This window comes from Pseudomonas poae (assembly GCF_001439785.1).
Taxonomy (GTDB): domain Bacteria; phylum Pseudomonadota; class Gammaproteobacteria; order Pseudomonadales; family Pseudomonadaceae; genus Aquipseudomonas; species Aquipseudomonas poae.
In genome coordinates this window covers 43814-59246 of the sequence record NZ_JYLI01000013.1, presented here as the reverse complement: position 1 = coordinate 59246, position 15433 = coordinate 43814, and the positions used below count along the sequence as shown (strand labels likewise).

Below are 15433 nucleotides of genomic sequence, written 5' to 3'. Positions count from 1 at the left end.
CTGCCGCGCATTACGCCCTTGCGCTGAATTTTTCCTACGGTAACTACATGACTTTCGCCACCCTTGGCCTGATCGAACCCTTGCTGCGCGCCCTTGAGACGCTTGGCTACCAGACCCCGACGCCGGTGCAGGCGCAAGCCATTCCAGCGGTGCTGGCCGGCCGCGACCTGATGGCAGCCGCCCAGACCGGCACCGGCAAGACCGCAGGGTTCGCCCTGCCGCTGTTGCAACTGCTGACCCTGGAAGGGCCGAAAGTCGCCGCCAACTCGGCGCGCGCGTTGATCCTGTGCCCAACCCGCGAGCTGGCCGAGCAGGTTCACGCCAGCGTTGCCGAGTACGCGCAGAACCTGCCGCTCACCACCTACGCGGTGTACGGCGGCGTGAGCATCAACCCGCAGATGATGAAGCTGCGCAAGGGCGTCGACATTCTGGTCGCCACGCCCGGCCGCCTGATCGATCTGTTCCGCCAGAACGCGCTGAAACTCAACCAGTTGCAAACCCTCGTGCTGGATGAAGCCGACCGCATGCTCGACCTGGGCTTCTCCGAAGAGCTGGCGAACATCTACCGCATGCTGCCGAAAAAGCGTCAGACCCTGCTGTTCTCCGCGACCTTCTCCGATGAGATTCGCACGCTGGCCGGGCAGATGCTCAACGACCCGCTGAGCATTGAAGTCAGCCCGCGCAACGTCGCCGCCAACACGGTGAAGCAGTGGGTGGTGCCGGTGGACAAGAAGCGCAAGGCCGAGCTGTTTGTGCACCTGATGCGCAAGGGCCGATGGAAGCAGGTGCTGGTGTTCGCCAAAACCCGCAACGGCGTGGATGCGCTGGTGGACAAGCTGCAAGGGTTGGGCATCAACGCCGACGGCATTCATGGCGACAAACCCCAGGCTACCCGACAGCGCGCGCTGGACCGCTTCAAGAGCAGTGACGTGCAGATCCTGGTGGCCACCGACGTGGCGGCCCGTGGCCTGGACATCGAAGACTTGCCGCTGGTGGTCAATTTCGACCTGCCGATCGTTGCCGAAGACTACATTCACCGCATCGGCCGTACCGGGCGTGCGGGCAATACCGGGGAAGCGATTTCCCTGGTGTGCGCCGATGAGGTGAACATGCTGTCGGCCATCGAGATGCTCACGCGTCAGACGCTGACCCGCACGATGGAGCCGGACTTTGAACCCGAGCACCGCGTGCCGGACACCGATGCCAGCGGGCAGGTGGTGAAGAAACCGAAAAAACCGAAGAAGCCCAAGGCTTCCGGCGGTGGTGGTGGCAAGCGCAATTTGGGCAAGTGGGTGGAGAGCGGAGACTCGGCGCCGGTTGAACCGTCGATCAAGCCGGTGCGCAAGGTGCCGGTGTTCAATACCGGGCCGCGCAAGAAGAAGTGATTTTGCGGCGCTGCTGATGGCCTCATCGCAGGCAAGCCAGCTCCCACATTGACGGTGTTCACCCATCAAAATGTGGGAGCTGGCTTGCCTGCGAAGGCGGCCTGAATTCACCACAAATCTCAGCGCTTAAGCCATTCCAACAGGCCAAACCCAGCCGCTCTGCCACTGGCGAAACATCCGGTCAGCAAATACCCTCCGGTCGGCGCCTCCCAATCCAGCATCTCCCCGGCACAAAACACGCCCGGCAATTGCTTGAGCATCAAGCGCTCATCCAGCGCCTCAAACGGCACACCGCCTGCGGTGCTGATGGCCTCATCGAGTGGGCGCGCCCTCACCAGGGTCAACGGCAACGCCTTGATATCCACGGCCAACTGCGCGGGGTCATTGAAGTGCTCAGTCGGGGTCAACTCGCGCAACAGCGCCGCCTTGACGCCGTCGATTCCCAGTTGACTGTGCAAATGCTTGCTCATCGAGCGCGAACCGCGCGGCTTGGCCAGTGCCGCCTGTACGGTGTGCAGCGGCCTGCTCGGCAGCAGATCAATATGCACGGTGGCCGCGCCGTCACGGTTGATGGCCTCACGAATCGGCGCCGACAGCGCGTAGATCAGGCTGCCCTCGATGCCCGTGGCGGTGATCACGCATTCGCCCAGCCGGGGTTTGTCGTCGCCCAGCCCGATGGCGATATTCTTCAACGGCGCGCCAGCGAATTTGTTGACCATCAAGTCGCTCCAGGCCGACACCTCAAACCCACAGTTGCTCGGTTGCAGACGAACGTAGGGCACGCCCATGTCTTCCAGCACGTTGAGCCAGGCGCCATCGGAGCCCAGGCGCGACCAGCTGCCACCGCCCAGGGCCAGCAGCACGGCATCGCTGCGCACGGTTTTCTCGCCGTCCGGGCTGTGGATAAGTAAATCTCCCTCACTGTTCCAGCCCAGCCAACGGTGCCGGGTGTGGATAACCACGCCCTGCTCACGCAGGCGCTTGAGCCAGGCGCGCAGCAACGGCGCGGCTTTCATGTCGGTAGGAAATACCCGGCCGGAGGTGCCGATAAAGGTCTGGATGCCCAGGCCATGGATCCATTCGCACAACGCCTGGGCACCAAATTCACGCAGCAACGGCGCCAGGTGCGGCGCGCGTTCGGCATAGCGGGCCACGAAGGCCGGGTACGCTTCGGAATGGGTGATGTTCATGCCGCCCACGCCTGCCAGCAGGAATTTGCGCCCCACCGAGGGCATGCCGTCGTACAGGTCCACGCGCACGCCGGCCTGGCTCAGAACTTCGGCGGCCATCAGCCCGGCTGGGCCGCCGCCGATGAGGGTGACGTGGTGAGGTGGGGTCTGAGGCATGGGCAGGGCTACAGTGCTGTGAATAAGCCTGGCATTCTACCGGACGCGACGCCGGCTGCCTGATCAAAAAACGTACACTTTCCTGTAGGCCTTATGGATAAAAGCCTACAGGCGCTTACGCTCAAGTTATCCACAGGCCGCTCCACAGCCATTGTGGGTAACGCCCAGCATTCAGTGACACCCTGATGACGTCCACACCCGCTGCGCGCTGTGGTGCAGGATGCCGTGGCGGCGCGCGAGGGCAGGGCGGTCCTTGCTGTAGCCGCCGCCGATCACGCCCATCACTGGAATGTCGCGGCCCAGGCAGTGGCGCATCACGGCTTCATCGCGGGCGGCGACGCCTGAGTCTGTCAGCTTGAGGTAGCCGAGCGCGTCGTCCTTGTGCACATCCACGCCGGCGTCATACAGCACCAGGTCGGGCTGGTACAGCGGCAGCAGATAGTTGAGGGCATCGTCGACGACCTTGAGGTAATCGGCGTCGCCCATGCCCATGGGCAGCGCAATGTCCCAGTCGCTTTGGGCCTTGCGCGCGGGAAAGTTCTTTTCGCAGTGCAGCGACACGGTGATGGCGTCCGGCGTGTCGTGGAGGATGCGTGCGGTGCCGTCGCCCTGGTGCACGTCGCAGTCGAAGATCAGTACGCGGTTGACGCGCCCGCTGGCCAGCAGGTAATGGCTGATCACGGCCAGGTCGTTGAAGATGCAGAAGCCTGCCGGGTAATCGTAGTGGGCATGGTGGGTGCCGCCGGCCAGGTGGCAAGCCAGGCCGTGTTCGAGGGCTTGCTCGGCGGCGAGCAGGGAACCGCCGACCGCCCGCACGGTGCGCCTGGCCAGGGCTTCGCTCCAGGGCAGGCCCAGACGGCGCTGGTCTTCGCGGGACAGTTCGCCGCTCATGTAGCGTGCGATATAGCCAGGTTCGTGGGCCAGGGCCAGAATCTGCGGCGGGCACAACTCCGGGCGCAGCAGGCGGCTGTCTTCGGTCAGCCCGGTGGACACCAGGTGGTCGCGCAGCAGGCGAAACTTGTCCATGGGAAACCGATGGTCTGCCGGGAACTCAGGGCTGTAGTCATCGTGGTAGATCAGTGGCAAAGGCATGGGATTTTCTGACGGGAACCTGCGAAGGATCTTACCAGCGCTGTACACTCACAAACACATGCCTCACGCACATGGCAAGGGAAGGGGACCCATGGAGCCGATACTCGAACTGCACAGCGCACGCCTGATCATGCGCCAATGGCGTGACAGCGACCTGCCGGAATTTGCGCGCATGTGCGCCGACCCACAGGTGATGCGCTATTTCCCGGCGACCTTGAGCCACCTCGAAAGCGCCGCGTTGATCGGCCGTATTCGCGGCCATTTCGCTGAATACGGCTTTGGCCTGTGGGCGCTGCAACGCAAGGACAGCGGCGAGTTCATCGGCCTCACCGGGTTGCAGCCTGTCAGCTTTGCGGCGGGCTTTACCCCTGCGGTGGAAATCGGCTGGCGCCTGGCCCGTGAACATTGGGGTTTGGGCTATGCCAGTGAGGCGGCTTGGACCGCGCTGCGCTGTGGGTTCGACCGCTTGCAGCTGGATGACATCGTCGCCTTCACCACCGAGGCCAATCTGCCATCACAAAAAGTCATGCAGGCCATCGGTATGCATTACGATCCCCAGGCAGATTTTGAACACCCCAAGGTCGCAGCCGATGATCCGCTGCGGCCACATGTTTTGTATCGCATCACCCGCGCCCAATGGTTGGACACGCTGCACGGATAAGCAGCCCGGAATGCCCCTAAGATTGTAGGAGTTGCTCTATGAGCCAAGTATTGGAAGATCTGGTGGACTTGCTGACCCTGGAGCCGATTGAGGAAAACCTCTTTCGCGGCCGCAGCCAGGACCTGGGTTTTCGCCAGTTGTTCGGCGGCCAGGTGCTCGGCCAGTCGTTGTCTGCCGCGAGCCAGACCGTTGAAGAAGCGCGCCATGTGCATTCCCTGCACGGCTATTTCCTGCGCCCCGGCGACGCGGCCCTGCCGGTGGTGTATTCGGTGGACCGCGTGCGTGACGGCGGCAGTTTCAGCACGCGTCGCGTGACGGCGATCCAGAAAGGCAACCCGATTTTCACCTGCAGTGCGTCATTCCAGTATGACGAGCAAGGCTTCGAACACCAGACCACCATGCCCGTTGTGGTGGGGCCGGAAAACCTGCCGTCGGAGCTGGAGCTGACCCAGCAGCGCGCGCACCTGATCCCCGAGCACATGCGCGACAAGCTGCTGTGCCCCAAGCCCATCGAAGTGCGCCCGGTCACCGAGCGGGACCCGTTCAATCCGCAGCCGTCCGACCCGGTCAAATACGTGTGGTTTCGCGCCGATGGTGCCCTGGCGGATGCGCCGGCGCTGCACAAGTACCTGTTGGCCTACGCCTCGGACTTCGGCCTGCTGACCACCTCGTTGCTGCCTCATGGCAAGACCGTGTGGCAAAAAGATATGCAGGTCGCAAGCCTCGATCACGCGCTGTGGTTCCACGCCGATCTGCGCGCCGACGATTGGCTGCTCTACGCCATGGACAGCCCGTGGGCCGGCAATTCCCGTGGTTTTTCGCGGGGCAGCGTGTACAACCGCGCCGGGCAACTGGTGGCGTCGGTGACCCAGGAAGGCCTGATTCGCCATCGCAAGGATTGGGCATGAGCCTGGCAGAGGTTAAGCACTGGGTGTTCGATATGGACGGCACCCTCACCGTGGCAGTGCACGACTTTGCGGCCATCCGCGTGGCCCTGGACATACCGCCCGAAGACGACATCCTTACCCATCTGGCCGCGTTGCCGGCCGATATCGCGGCGGCCAAACATGCCTGGCTGTTGGAGCACGAGCGCGATCTGGCGCTGGGCTCGACGGCAGCGGAGGGTGCCGTGGCGCTGGTGCGCGAACTGGCTGCGCGCGGCTATCGCCTGGGCATTCTCACCCGCAACGCGCGGGAGCTGGCCCATGTCACGCTGGCGGCGATTGGCCTGGCGGACTGCTTTGCGGTAGCGGATGTGCTGGGCCGTGAAGACGCACCGCCCAAGCCCGAGCCGGGTGGGTTGTTGAAGCTGGCGGCCGCCTGGGGTGTGGCGCCGAGCGAGATGGTGATGGTGGGGGATTACCGCTTCGACCTGGACTGCGGACGGGCGGCGGGGACGCGCACGGTGTTGGTGAACCTGCCGCAGAACCCGTGGCCGGAGCTGGCGGATTGGCATGCCCAGGATTGCACGGCTTTGCGCCGGATGATCCAGGCCAGTCAATAGACATCAACAGGTGGGAGGGGGCAAGCCCCACCCACCTTTTTTATCCGGTTTCGTCAGTTGAACAGGGCTTTCTGGCCCTCAGGCGAGGTAAACATCTTGTCGCCGTCATGCCCCACGCCGGGTACTTCCACCAGCCTGTGGCTCAACTGCGGATGGCGCAGCTTGAGGTAGTCAAAGTAGTTGTGTCCACGAATCAACCGATACGCGCCCTGGGTTTCAGCTTCGCAGCTTTTATCCAGCGCCGGGTGGTTGGGGTCGGTGTCTTGCTGGCCCAGCAAGTAGATGATATCCCGCGACACATAGGCCTGTTCCAACTGCTGGGGGCCCTGGCCCTTGGCGTAGTCGGGCAGGTTCTGCATGCCGTATTTCCAGTCGTTGAAGTCCGGGCAGCGGGCAGCGTCGAACTTCACCGGGCGTTGCGGGCTGAAGTACGCGTAGGACGAGGGGTTGGCCACCACGTAACGCAGGCTGATGCCTTCGGTTTGAAGGGTCGGATGAGCATGGCCGGTGAGGGCGAAGCGCTGCACCACTTGGCCGCCGCCGGAGTGGCCAGCGACCACGATCTGTTTCAGCGCCGGGAACAGTTTACGGTCGCTCAGGTGCTTGATGATCTGATCCAGTGCGCCAAACGAGCTGATCTGGCCTGGGCCGGTGGATGATGCGCCGCCCATCCAGTCATTGCCATGCCAGCGCAGCACCTGATCGCTCAAGTGGTTGCGTTTCACGTCTGCCTGGTTGAGAAACTGCGGCGCGATCACCAGCGTTTCAGCGCCGACGCCGGCCTGGCGGGCAGCGTCGACCCCGCTGTGCAGGTAGGTCTGCGCGTTGCGCAGGCGACCATGCACGATGATCAGCGCGCGCGTGACCTGGGGCATCGGCTGGCGCCAGTCCTGGCTCAAGCCCACACTCAGGTCGCCGGCCTGCAGGTGAAAGCGCTCAGGGCTGACCTCCTTGACGCCGTATTCGGCCGCCAGGGTTGAACAGCACACCAGTAAACCCAGTAGCACACCCCATCGTTTATTCATTCAAAGACTCTTGGCGGCAAAGGTGTCGCATTGAGTGATCTGGCCCCCTGCAAAGCCGGTCTTGAACCAGCGAACCCTTTGCGCCGAGGTGCCGTGGGTAAACGAGTCAGGCACCACGCGGCCTTGACCCTGTTGCTGCAAGCGATCGTCGCCAATCGCATTGGCCGCATTCAACGCTTCTTCGATATCGCCCGGTTCGAGCCAGTTCAAGCGCTTTTGCGCGCGGTTGGCCCATACCCCAGCGAAGCAGTCGGCTTGTAGCTCCTGGCGCACCAGCAGGCCGCCGTCGCCTTCCATCGGACGGCCCTGTTGACGAGCGGTCTGAATCTTGGCCGAGATGCCGAGCAGCGTCTGCACGTGATGCCCGACTTCGTGGGCGATCACGTAGGCCTGGGCGAAGTCGCCGGCGGCCTGGAAACGTTGCGACATTTCGCGGAAGAAATCCAGGTCCAGGTACACCTGCTGGTCGGCCGGGCAATAGAACGGGCCGCTGGCCGAGGTGGCGCCACCGCAGGCGGAATTCACCCGGCCACGGAACAGAATCAGTTTCGGGTTGGTGTAGGTCAGGCCGTTCTCCTGGAACACTTGGCCCCAGGTGTCTTCGGTGTCGCCCAGCACGGCACGCACGAAGTCAGCCTGCTCATCATTGGCCGGTGGTGCCTGGCGCGTTTGCGGGCTCACCGAAGGCGCCTGCTCGGCCTGGCCGGTCAACTGGCCGAGGATCTCCATCGGGTTCTGGCCGGTCAGCCAGCCAATGCCGACGATCAGCACAATCGCCGTGAGGCTCAGGCCCTTGCCACCGCCGAAGCGCATGCCGCCACCACCGCCGCCACTGTCATCCCGGGCATCCACCACGTTGTCGCTGCGTCGGCCTTTTTTCCATAGCATGGTGCAATCCTCTTGATGAAAGGTCCTACAAAAATATTGATGGAGTATGGCCTTATTGGCGGCAATACCCTTCGCCGGTGGCGACGATCAGGCAGTCTTTTTTATCCGCCAGCCATTTAAGGCCAGTGGCCTCACCGTCACCGGCGCGCAGCATCTGCGGGCCGTCCGGACGGGTGAAGGCGATACCGTTGTCGGCTTCTTCACCCTTGAAGGTGCCGGCGTCCTCGGCATCCAGACCATATTGCATGGTCAACAAGTAGTGCCCGCGGCCAACGGCGTCGTCTTTGGCGATGGTGAGGTTCAGGCCCTCGACGCCGATCCATTTGCCCACCCATTGGTCGGTGGGCGGGGTTGGTGGCACCAGGGTCGCTTGCACCGATGGCGGCGCGGGTTTGGTGGGTGCCTTGTGTTCCTGGTTACAGGCGGCGAGCAAGGCCAGGGTGGAGAGTAGAAACAAGGTTTTTTTCATGGCAGGCAGGCCTTGGTTAAAAAATGCGCAATACGGGCGTGAACGTGCAGGGTTGGACCCAAAGCCGGTGATTTAGTGCGCTGTTCGCCCGGTGTTTGGTTATGCTCGTGGGGCAGACGCCTGCCCGGCTGCTAGATTATTTGGTTGAGTGCCATCGCATTTGACTCGCCACACAAGAGAATTCAATGACTGTCAGTACCCCGCTTTCCGGCGTCAACCATCCGTTCAAAGGCATCCTGTTGATCGTGGTGGCGACGTTCCTGTTCTCCAGCCACGACGCGCTGTCCAAATACCTGGCCGGGTTCTACCCGATCGTGATGGTGGTGTGGGCGCGCTACCTGGTGCACACCTTGCTGATGGCCGGGATCTTCCTCCCGCAGTCGGGCCTGCGCGTACTGCGCAGCAAACGCCCCGGCATGCAGGTGGTGCGGGCATTGTGCCTGTTGGGCACCAGCCTGTTTTTCACCACGGCGCTGCATTACATCCCGCTGGCGGAAGCCACGGCGGTGAACTTCCTCGCGCCCATCCTGGTGACCGCGCTGTCGGTGCCGCTGCTGGGCGAGCACGTTACGCGGGGCCAGTGGCTGGCGGTGATCTGCGGGTTTATCGGCGTGGTGATCATCATCCACCCCGGCGGTGAACTGTTTACCCCGGCGGTGCTGCTGCCGTTGTGCTCGGCGCTGTTCTTCTGCTTCTACCAGTTGCTCACGCGCATCCTCAGCCAATACGACACGCCCACCACCAGCAACTTTTTCGCCGGGCTGTGCAACACCCTGGTGATGAGTGCGATGGTGCCGTTCTTCTGGCATGTGCCGAGCCTGTGGCATGGGGTGATGATGCTGGCGCTGGGCACTTGCGGCATGACCGCCCACCTGATGCTGACCCAGGCGTTCCGCTTCGCGGCGCCGGCATTGCTGGCGCCGTTCGGCTATTGCCAGATCGTGTTTGCGGGGTTGTTGGGCTGGCTGGTGTTCAGCCATACCCCCGACATGACCACGGTAGTCGGCATCGGGGTGATCTGCATGAGCGGGCTGGCCGCTGCCTGGCAGCAGCGGCGTCGCTGAATTACTCGTCTACCGTCGGGATCTTGCGCGGGGCCATGAAGTACATCCAGGTCAGCGCAATGAAGTACATCGCCGGGATCAGGGTGAACAGCACCGTGTAGTTGTTGTTGGTCACCGTGAGGATGTGGCCGACGATCTGAGTCATGAACATGCCGCCGATGGCCGCGCACATTCCGCCGAACCCGAACACTGTGCTCATCATGTGCTTGGGCGTGTAGTCCATCACCAGGCTCCAGATGTTGGCGGTCCAGGCCTGGTGCGCGCCGATGGCCAGGGAAATGGCAAACACCGCGACCCACAGCTGGCTGGAGCCGGCCGCCATGATCACGCCGACGATGCAGCAGGCGAACAGCAGCATCGACAGCAGCCGCGCCTTGATCGAGTTCATGCCACGGCCGATCAGGAATGACGACAGGATGCCACCGCCCACGCTGCCGAAGTCGGCGGTGAGGTAGATGATGATCAGCGGGATGCCCATCTGCGTCACGTTGATGCCCAGATTGTATTGCTGGTTCAGGAACGGCGGCAGCCAGTACAGGTAGAACCAGAACACCGGGGCGGTCAGGGCATAGGCGATGGCGAAGGCCCAGGTGCCGCGCATGCGCAGGATGCGGCTGAACGGTACGCCGGGTTGTTCCGGCTCGACTTCCCGTTGCACGTAGTCCAGTTCCGATTGTTTAACGCTCGGATGGTCTTCCGGGTTGTAGTACTTCAAACCCCAGAACACCAGCCAGATTGCGCCGAGTGATGCCATGCACAGGAACGCCGCCTGCCAGCCCCACACGTGCAGGATCAACGGCAGCAGCATCGGCGTCATCATTGCCCCGACGTTGGTGCCGGCGTTGAAAATGCCGGTGGCCACGGCGCGCTCACCGGCCGGGAACCACAGGCGGGTGGTCTTGACGCAGGCCGGGTAGTTGGCGGCTTCGGTCAGGCCCAGGATAAAGCGGCACACCATAAAGCCCACTGCCGAGGTGGCCAGGCCATGGGCGCCGGTGGCCAGGCTCCACAACAGCACGGCGCAGAAGAACACGCGTTTGACACCCACCCGGTCGATCAGGCGGCCCTGCAGCACGAAGCCGACGGCGTAGCCCACCTGAAACCAGAAGTTGATGTTGGCGTAGTCCATCGCCGTCCAGCTCATTTCCTTGGCGAGGATCGGTTGCATCACGCCCAGGGCGGCGCGGTCGATGTAGTTGAGGGTGGTGGCGAAGAACACCAGGGCCAGCATGCCCCAGCGAGTTTTACCCACGGCCAGGGCGCCGCGGATCTTGTCGCCGATGCCGGCGTGCGGGGTGCCCGGGCGCGTGGCCAGGGTAGGGTTTTGCAAAGGCATGAGGTCGTACCCGTTTTTTTGAAATTTTTATGGTGTGTTCTGGGTCTTTTCTTACGAGATCGATGGTGCGCAGCGGTTAAAAAATCGTCAATTCGCCAAATCGGCTAGTGTTCGATAATCGCACCAAAAACTAACCGGTTCGTACATTATGATTGCTGCGTGTTGGCTGGGGGCGAATAATTTGCCACAAACAACACGTGCCGGGAGAACTCCATGCAACGATCCATCGCTACCGTTTCCTTGAGCGGCACCCTGCCGGAAAAGCTCGAAGCCATTGCCGCCGCCGGTTTTGATGGGGTTGAGATCTTCGAGAACGACCTGTTGTATTACGACGGCAGCCCGCGCGAAGTTAGGCAAATGTGTGCCGACCTGGGGATTGCCATCACCTTGTTCCAGCCATTTCGCGACTTTGAAGGCTGCCGCCGCGACCGTCTGGCGCGCAACCTTGAGCGCGCCGAACGCAAGTTTGACCTGATGCAGGAGCTGGGCACCGACCTGGTGCTGGTGTGCAGCAACGCGTCCGCCGATTGCGTGGGCGATGAACGCATCCTGCTCGATGACCTCAGCCTTTTGGCCGAACACGCCGGTCGTCGTGGCTTGCGCATCGGCTATGAAGCGCTGGCCTGGGGCAAGCATGTGAACACCTGGCAGCAGGTGTGGAACCTGGTGCGCCAGGTCGATCATCCTGCCCTGGGTGTGCTGCTCGACAGTTTCCACACGCTGTCGCTCAAGGGCGACCCGAGTGGCATCGCCCAGATACCCGGCGACAAGATTTTCTTTGTGCAAATGGCCGACGCGCCGATCCTGGCCATGGACGTGCTGGAGTGGAGCCGGCATTTTCGCTGTTTCCCGGGCCAGGGCGAGTTCGACCTGGCGGGGTTTCTCGCGCCGATCATCCAAAGCGGCTACAGCGGGCCGTTGTCCCTGGAAATTTTCAACGATGGTTTTCGCGCCGCCCCCACGCGCGCGAATGCGGCCGATGGCCTGCGCTCGTTGCTGTACCTGGAAGAGAAAACCCGCCAGCGTCTGGCTGAGCAAGCGCCTGCGGCGCCAGTCGATATCCTCTTTGAAACACCTGCCGCCAGCGAGTACGACGGCATTGAGTTCCTCGAATTCGCCGTGGATGAAAGCCTTGGTGCCAAGCTCACCCACTGGCTGGAACGCCTGGGTTTTGCCAAGGCCGGGCAGCACCGCTCGAAAAATGTGAGCCTGCTGCGCCAGGGCGATATCAACCTGATCCTTAATTGCGAACCCTATTCTTTCGCCCACAACTTCTTCGAGGCCCATGGGCCGTCGTTGTGTGCCACGGCGATTCGGGTCAAGGACAGCGCCAAGGCACTGCAACGGGCAGTGGCCTACAAGGGCCAGCCCTATCGCGGCCTGGTCGGGCCCAATGAACTGGAACTGGCGGCCGTGCGTGCCCCGGATGGCAGCCTTATCTACTTGGTGGACCCGAGCGAAGGCGGCCTGTACGACACTGATTTCAACCTGCAATCGGCGCCGTCCGCCAGTGGCGGGCTGCTGCGCATCGACCATATGGCCATGGCGTTGCCGGCCGACAGTCTCGACAGCTGGGTGCTGTTCTACAAGAGCCTGCTGGATTTCGAAGCCGATGATGAAGTGGTGCTGCCTGACCCTTATGGCTTGGTGAAAAGCCGGGCGCTGCGCAGCCGTTGCAGCTCGATTCGCCTGCCGCTGAATATCTCCGAGAACCGCAACACGGCCATTTCCCACGCGCTGTCGAGCTATCGCGGCTCGGGCGTGCACCACATTGCCTTCGACTGCGCAGATATTTTCGCAGAGGTGCGCCGAGCCAAGGACGCCGGGGTGCCGCTGCTGGATATCCCGCTCAATTACTACGACGACCTCGCCGCCCGTTTTGATTTCGACGACGAGTTTCTCAGCGAGTTGGCGTATTACAACGTGCTGTACGACCGCGACGCCCAGGGCGGTGAGCTGTTTCACGTGTACACCGAAGCGTTCGAGGGCCGGTTTTTCTTCGAGATTTTGCAGCGCAAGAACGGCTATGCCGGTTATGGCGCGGCAAATGTGGCAGTGCGCCTGGCGGCTATGGCCAAGTCGCGCAGCGGCGCGGTTCGTCAGGCGCGCTTGTGATACACGGGGGCGGTGCTTCCTTCGGGAGGCGCCGCGCCCCATAATCGCAGCCTGCATAACACTCCGCCATGAGCGCACCATGACCCTGACTCCCGATCTCTCCGCCGTGTCAGACGCACCGCGCAAGAGTCGCAAGAACAATCCGGAAAAGACCCGCGAGAATATTCTCCAGGAAGCCATCGTCGAGTTTGTTCAGCAGGGCCTGTCCGGCGCCCGCGTGGACGCCATCGCCGAGCGCATCCACACCTCCAAACGCATGATCTATTACTACTTCGGCAGCAAGGAGCAGTTGTACGTCGAGGTGCTTGAAAAACTCTACGGCGACATCCGCAACACCGAAACCCGCATGAACCTCACCGCCCTGGAGCCGCGCGAAGCGATCCGGCGGCTGGTGGAGTTCACCTTTGATCACCATGATCAGAATGTGGATTTTGTGCGCATTGTGAGCATCGAAAATATCCACAATGCCGAGTACGTGAAGCGCACCGACACGATCAAGGCGATGAACAGCAAGATCCTCGAGGGCCTTGGTGAAACCCTGCGCCGGGGCGCCGAGTTGGGGTTGTTTCGCGAGGGGCTGGAGCCATTGGACGTGCACCTGCTGATCAACTCGTTCAGCTTTTACCGGGTGTCCAATCGCCATACCTTCAGTGAGATCTTTCAGATCGAGCTGTCGGATGAGGCGGTTAAACAGCGGCACCGCGAGATGATCTGTGAGTCGGTGCTGCGTTACCTGCAGGCCTGATTAAACGTTTTGAAATGCAATCCATGTGGGAGGAGGCAAGCTCCCGCTTATCAAACACAAAATAAAGTGTTGATTAAAAAAATGAAATTTCAGGAATCCACATTCCTGTGGCGAGCAGGCTTGTCCTGCATTGGGCTGCGCAGCAGCCCCAAATCCAGGCGCTGAGCCGTATCAGGTACACCGCGTGTTGCTGGATTGGGGGCGCTTCGCACCCCAACGCGGGGCAAGCCCGCTCGCCACAGAGGCTCCAGTTTGCTGCGCGATAGCGCTAAGTCGAAGACTTGGCGCAGCCTCCTAAATGTTCAGGTGTTCAGGGTCTGGAAGTGCGCAAGCATTCTTTGCGCATCCGCCACCTCACCACTGAACAATTCAAACGCTTTCACCGCCTGAAACACCGCCATATTGCCACCATCCAGCGTACGGCAACCCAAGGCCTTGGCATCGCGCAGCAGTTGGGTTTCCAGCGGGAAGTACACGATTTCCGCGACCCACAGTTCAGCACGCAACAGCGCTGCAGGCACCGGCGTGCCGGGCAATTTGGCCATGCCCATCGGCGTGGTGTTCACTAAACCATCGGCCTCGGCCATGGCGTTGTCCAACTGGCTGCCGACCTCGGCGCGGCCCGTGCCGAAGCGCAAGGTCAAGTTATCCACAAGCTCGCGCGATTTTGCAGCGTCCACGTCGAAAATACTCAACTGCTGCACACCCTCGGCCAGCAACGCATGGGCAACCGCCGCCCCGGCACCGCCGGCGCCCATCTGCACCACGCGCTGACGCGGCACATCATTGAGGTTACGCCTGAAACCTTCGGCAAAGCCCAGGCAGTCGGTGTTGTGACCGATGCGCTTGCCATTTTTGAACACCACGGTGTTTACCGCACCGATGCCGCGCGCTTCGTCCGACAAGTCATCGAGCAGCGGCAGGATCGCCTGCTTGCACGGGTAGGTAATGTTCAAACCGGTGAACTGCATCGATTCTGCGGCGCTCAGCAGGTCGGGCAGGGCGCTGACGGTCAGTTGCAACGGGTCCAGGTCGATCAGGCGATACAGGTAGCGCAAGCCCTGGGCGTCACCTTCCTGCTCGTGCAGGGCCGGGGTGCGGGAGGCCTGGATACCGGCGCCGATCAGGCCGGCGAGTACACGTGGTTTCATCAGGCGCATCCTTTGAGCGTATGACTGAAATGCTCCAGGGCCAGGTGATAACCATGGCTGCCAAAACCGGCCAGCACCGCCTTGGCGACCGGAGAGACGAACGAGTGATGACGAAAGGCTTCGCGCGCATGCACGTTGGAGAGATGCACTTCGATCACGGGCACTTCGCTGGCCACCAGCGCATCACGGAGGGCGACCGAGGTGTGGGTCCAGGCGGCGGGGTTGATCACGATGCCGGCGCAGCGTGCGCGGGCGCCGTGAATCCAATCGAGCAGTTCGCCTTCGTGATTGGTCTGGCGGAACTCGACTTTCAGCCCGAGCTGTTCGGCGCTACGCCCGCACAGAGCGGCGACATCGGCCAGGGTTTCATGGCCATAAGTGGCGGGCTCGCGGGTGCCGAGCAGATTGAGATTGGGGCCGTTGAGCACCAGCACGATGGGCGGCATTGGGGGATCTCCACAGTTCTTATTGGTGTGGAGATAAAATGTACTGGTTGGTTAGTTTGGTCAATGGATGGCGCTGGCTGTGTTCGATTATCGAACGGTTAATCGTGTTTTCAGACGTTGGAATGTGCGGTAACAACGCCGCATTCGACGAATTGGCCGGCATTACTAATCTGTGAAGCAGCTCTGGGATTAACGAGCCGGTTGTC

General features: G+C 62.1%; 15 protein-coding genes. 7 read left to right on the top strand and 8 right to left on the bottom strand.

The window, feature by feature from the left end; genetic code table 11:
- Window positions 1-47: 47 nt before the first annotated feature.
- Complete coding sequence (rhlE1, locus tag TU75_RS16550) at window positions 48-1385, top strand: RNA helicase RhlE1 (RefSeq protein WP_060549526.1); 1338 nt, start codon at window positions 48-50, stop codon at window positions 1383-1385.
- Between the two features lie 119 nt (window positions 1386-1504).
- Here rhlE1 and TU75_RS16545 read toward each other — a convergent pair whose 3' ends face one another.
- Window positions 1505-2731 carry a TIGR03862 family flavoprotein gene (locus tag TU75_RS16545; protein WP_060549525.1) on the bottom strand — a complete coding sequence of 409 codons (1227 nt, stop codon included), beginning with the start codon at window positions 2729-2731 and terminating at the stop codon, window positions 1505-1507.
- Between the two features lie 171 nt (window positions 2732-2902).
- Window positions 2903-3823: a histone deacetylase family protein gene (locus TU75_RS16540; RefSeq protein WP_003236948.1), complete on the bottom strand. Its 921-nt coding sequence runs from the start codon at window positions 3821-3823 to the stop codon at window positions 2903-2905.
- 91 nt (window positions 3824-3914) lie between these two features.
- Between TU75_RS16540 and TU75_RS16535 the strand changes: the two genes are divergently transcribed.
- The 3 genes from TU75_RS16535 to TU75_RS16525 are packed head-to-tail and all read left to right on the top strand — an operon-like array spanning window position 3915 to window position 5988.
- Window positions 3915-4484 (top strand): GNAT family N-acetyltransferase, encoded by a 570-nt coding sequence (locus TU75_RS16535; RefSeq protein ID WP_015373014.1) that lies wholly within the window; start codon window positions 3915-3917, stop codon window positions 4482-4484.
- 38 nt (window positions 4485-4522) lie between these two features.
- The gene (gene tesB / locus TU75_RS16530) at window positions 4523-5392 is read left to right on the top strand and encodes an acyl-CoA thioesterase II (RefSeq protein ID WP_015373013.1); all 870 of its coding nucleotides are present in this window, start codon (window positions 4523-4525) and stop codon (window positions 5390-5392) included.
- The gene (locus tag TU75_RS16525; RefSeq protein ID WP_015373012.1) at window positions 5389-5988 is read left to right on the top strand and encodes an HAD family hydrolase; all 600 of its coding nucleotides are present in this window, start codon (window positions 5389-5391) and stop codon (window positions 5986-5988) included. The genes tesB and TU75_RS16525 overlap by 4 nt, the downstream gene beginning before the upstream one ends.
- Window positions 5989-6041: 53 nt before the next feature.
- Here TU75_RS16525 and TU75_RS16520 read toward each other — a convergent pair whose 3' ends face one another.
- The 3 genes from TU75_RS16520 to TU75_RS16510 are packed head-to-tail and all read right to left on the bottom strand — an operon-like array spanning window position 6042 to window position 8370.
- Window positions 6042-7013 carry a hypothetical protein gene (locus TU75_RS16520; RefSeq protein ID WP_060549524.1) on the bottom strand — a complete coding sequence of 324 codons (972 nt, stop codon included), beginning with the start codon at window positions 7011-7013 and terminating at the stop codon, window positions 6042-6044.
- Entirely contained in the window at window positions 7014-7901 is an 888-nt protein-coding gene (ypfJ, locus tag TU75_RS16515; RefSeq protein ID WP_060549523.1) for a KPN_02809 family neutral zinc metallopeptidase, read from the bottom strand.
- 52 nt (window positions 7902-7953) lie between these two features.
- Window positions 7954-8370, bottom strand: a complete 417-nt coding sequence (locus tag TU75_RS16510) for a lipoprotein (RefSeq protein ID WP_003236937.1) — start codon at window positions 8368-8370, stop codon at window positions 7954-7956.
- Window positions 8371-8555: 185 nt separating this feature from the next.
- Between TU75_RS16510 and TU75_RS16505 the strand changes: the two genes are divergently transcribed.
- Complete coding sequence (locus tag TU75_RS16505; protein WP_003236935.1) at window positions 8556-9434, top strand: DMT family transporter; 879 nt, start codon at window positions 8556-8558, stop codon at window positions 9432-9434.
- A gap of 1 nt (window position 9435) precedes the next feature.
- Here the strand turns inward: TU75_RS16505 and TU75_RS16500 are convergent, their stop codons facing one another.
- The gene (locus tag TU75_RS16500; protein ID WP_003236932.1) at window positions 9436-10770 is read right to left on the bottom strand and encodes an MFS transporter; all 1335 of its coding nucleotides are present in this window, start codon (window positions 10768-10770) and stop codon (window positions 9436-9438) included.
- 213 nt (window positions 10771-10983) lie between these two features.
- Here TU75_RS16500 and quiC point away from each other — a divergent pair, with 213 nt between their 5' ends.
- Both quiC and TU75_RS16490 read left to right on the top strand, forming a co-directional pair.
- Complete coding sequence (gene quiC / locus TU75_RS16495) at window positions 10984-12885, top strand: 3-dehydroshikimate dehydratase QuiC (protein WP_003236930.1); 1902 nt, start codon at window positions 10984-10986, stop codon at window positions 12883-12885.
- A 79-nt stretch (window positions 12886-12964) separates the two neighbouring features.
- Complete coding sequence (locus TU75_RS16490; RefSeq protein ID WP_003236928.1) at window positions 12965-13630, top strand: TetR/AcrR family transcriptional regulator; 666 nt, start codon at window positions 12965-12967, stop codon at window positions 13628-13630.
- A 302-nt stretch (window positions 13631-13932) separates the two neighbouring features.
- Here the strand turns inward: TU75_RS16490 and TU75_RS16485 are convergent, their stop codons facing one another.
- Both TU75_RS16485 and aroQ read right to left on the bottom strand, forming a co-directional pair.
- The gene (locus TU75_RS16485) at window positions 13933-14784 is read right to left on the bottom strand and encodes a shikimate dehydrogenase (RefSeq protein ID WP_162276128.1); all 852 of its coding nucleotides are present in this window, start codon (window positions 14782-14784) and stop codon (window positions 13933-13935) included.
- Window positions 14781-15227 (bottom strand): type II 3-dehydroquinate dehydratase, encoded by a 447-nt coding sequence (gene aroQ / locus TU75_RS16480; RefSeq protein ID WP_003236925.1) that lies wholly within the window; start codon window positions 15225-15227, stop codon window positions 14781-14783. Before aroQ ends, TU75_RS16485 begins: the two co-directional genes overlap by 4 nt.
- Between the last annotated feature and the right edge of the window lie 206 nt (window positions 15228-15433).

Coding starts and splice junctions, on each gene's coding strand:
- quiC (WP_003236930.1), top strand. CDS start 10,984: ATGCAACGATCCATCGCTACCGTTTCCTTGAGCGGCACCCTGCCGGAA.
- TU75_RS16545 (WP_060549525.1), bottom strand. CDS start 2,731: ATGCCTCAGACCCCACCTCACCACGTCACCCTCATCGGCGGCGGCCCA.
- TU75_RS16505 (WP_003236935.1), top strand. CDS start 8,556: ATGACTGTCAGTACCCCGCTTTCCGGCGTCAACCATCCGTTCAAAGGC.
- TU75_RS16520 (WP_060549524.1), bottom strand. CDS start 7,013: ATGAATAAACGATGGGGTGTGCTACTGGGTTTACTGGTGTGCTGTTCA.
- TU75_RS16535 (WP_015373014.1), top strand. CDS start 3,915: ATGGAGCCGATACTCGAACTGCACAGCGCACGCCTGATCATGCGCCAA.
- aroQ (WP_003236925.1), bottom strand. CDS start 15,227: ATGCCGCCCATCGTGCTGGTGCTCAACGGCCCCAATCTCAATCTGCTC.
- rhlE1 (WP_060549526.1), top strand. CDS start 48: ATGACTTTCGCCACCCTTGGCCTGATCGAACCCTTGCTGCGCGCCCTT.
- TU75_RS16510 (WP_003236937.1), bottom strand. CDS start 8,370: ATGAAAAAAACCTTGTTTCTACTCTCCACCCTGGCCTTGCTCGCCGCC.
- TU75_RS16500 (WP_003236932.1), bottom strand. CDS start 10,770: ATGCCTTTGCAAAACCCTACCCTGGCCACGCGCCCGGGCACCCCGCAC.
- TU75_RS16490 (WP_003236928.1), top strand. CDS start 12,965: ATGACCCTGACTCCCGATCTCTCCGCCGTGTCAGACGCACCGCGCAAG.
- TU75_RS16540 (WP_003236948.1), bottom strand. CDS start 3,823: ATGCCTTTGCCACTGATCTACCACGATGACTACAGCCCTGAGTTCCCG.
- tesB (WP_015373013.1), top strand. CDS start 4,523: ATGAGCCAAGTATTGGAAGATCTGGTGGACTTGCTGACCCTGGAGCCG.
- ypfJ (WP_060549523.1), bottom strand. CDS start 7,901: ATGCTATGGAAAAAAGGCCGACGCAGCGACAACGTGGTGGATGCCCGG.
- TU75_RS16525 (WP_015373012.1), top strand. CDS start 5,389: ATGAGCCTGGCAGAGGTTAAGCACTGGGTGTTCGATATGGACGGCACC.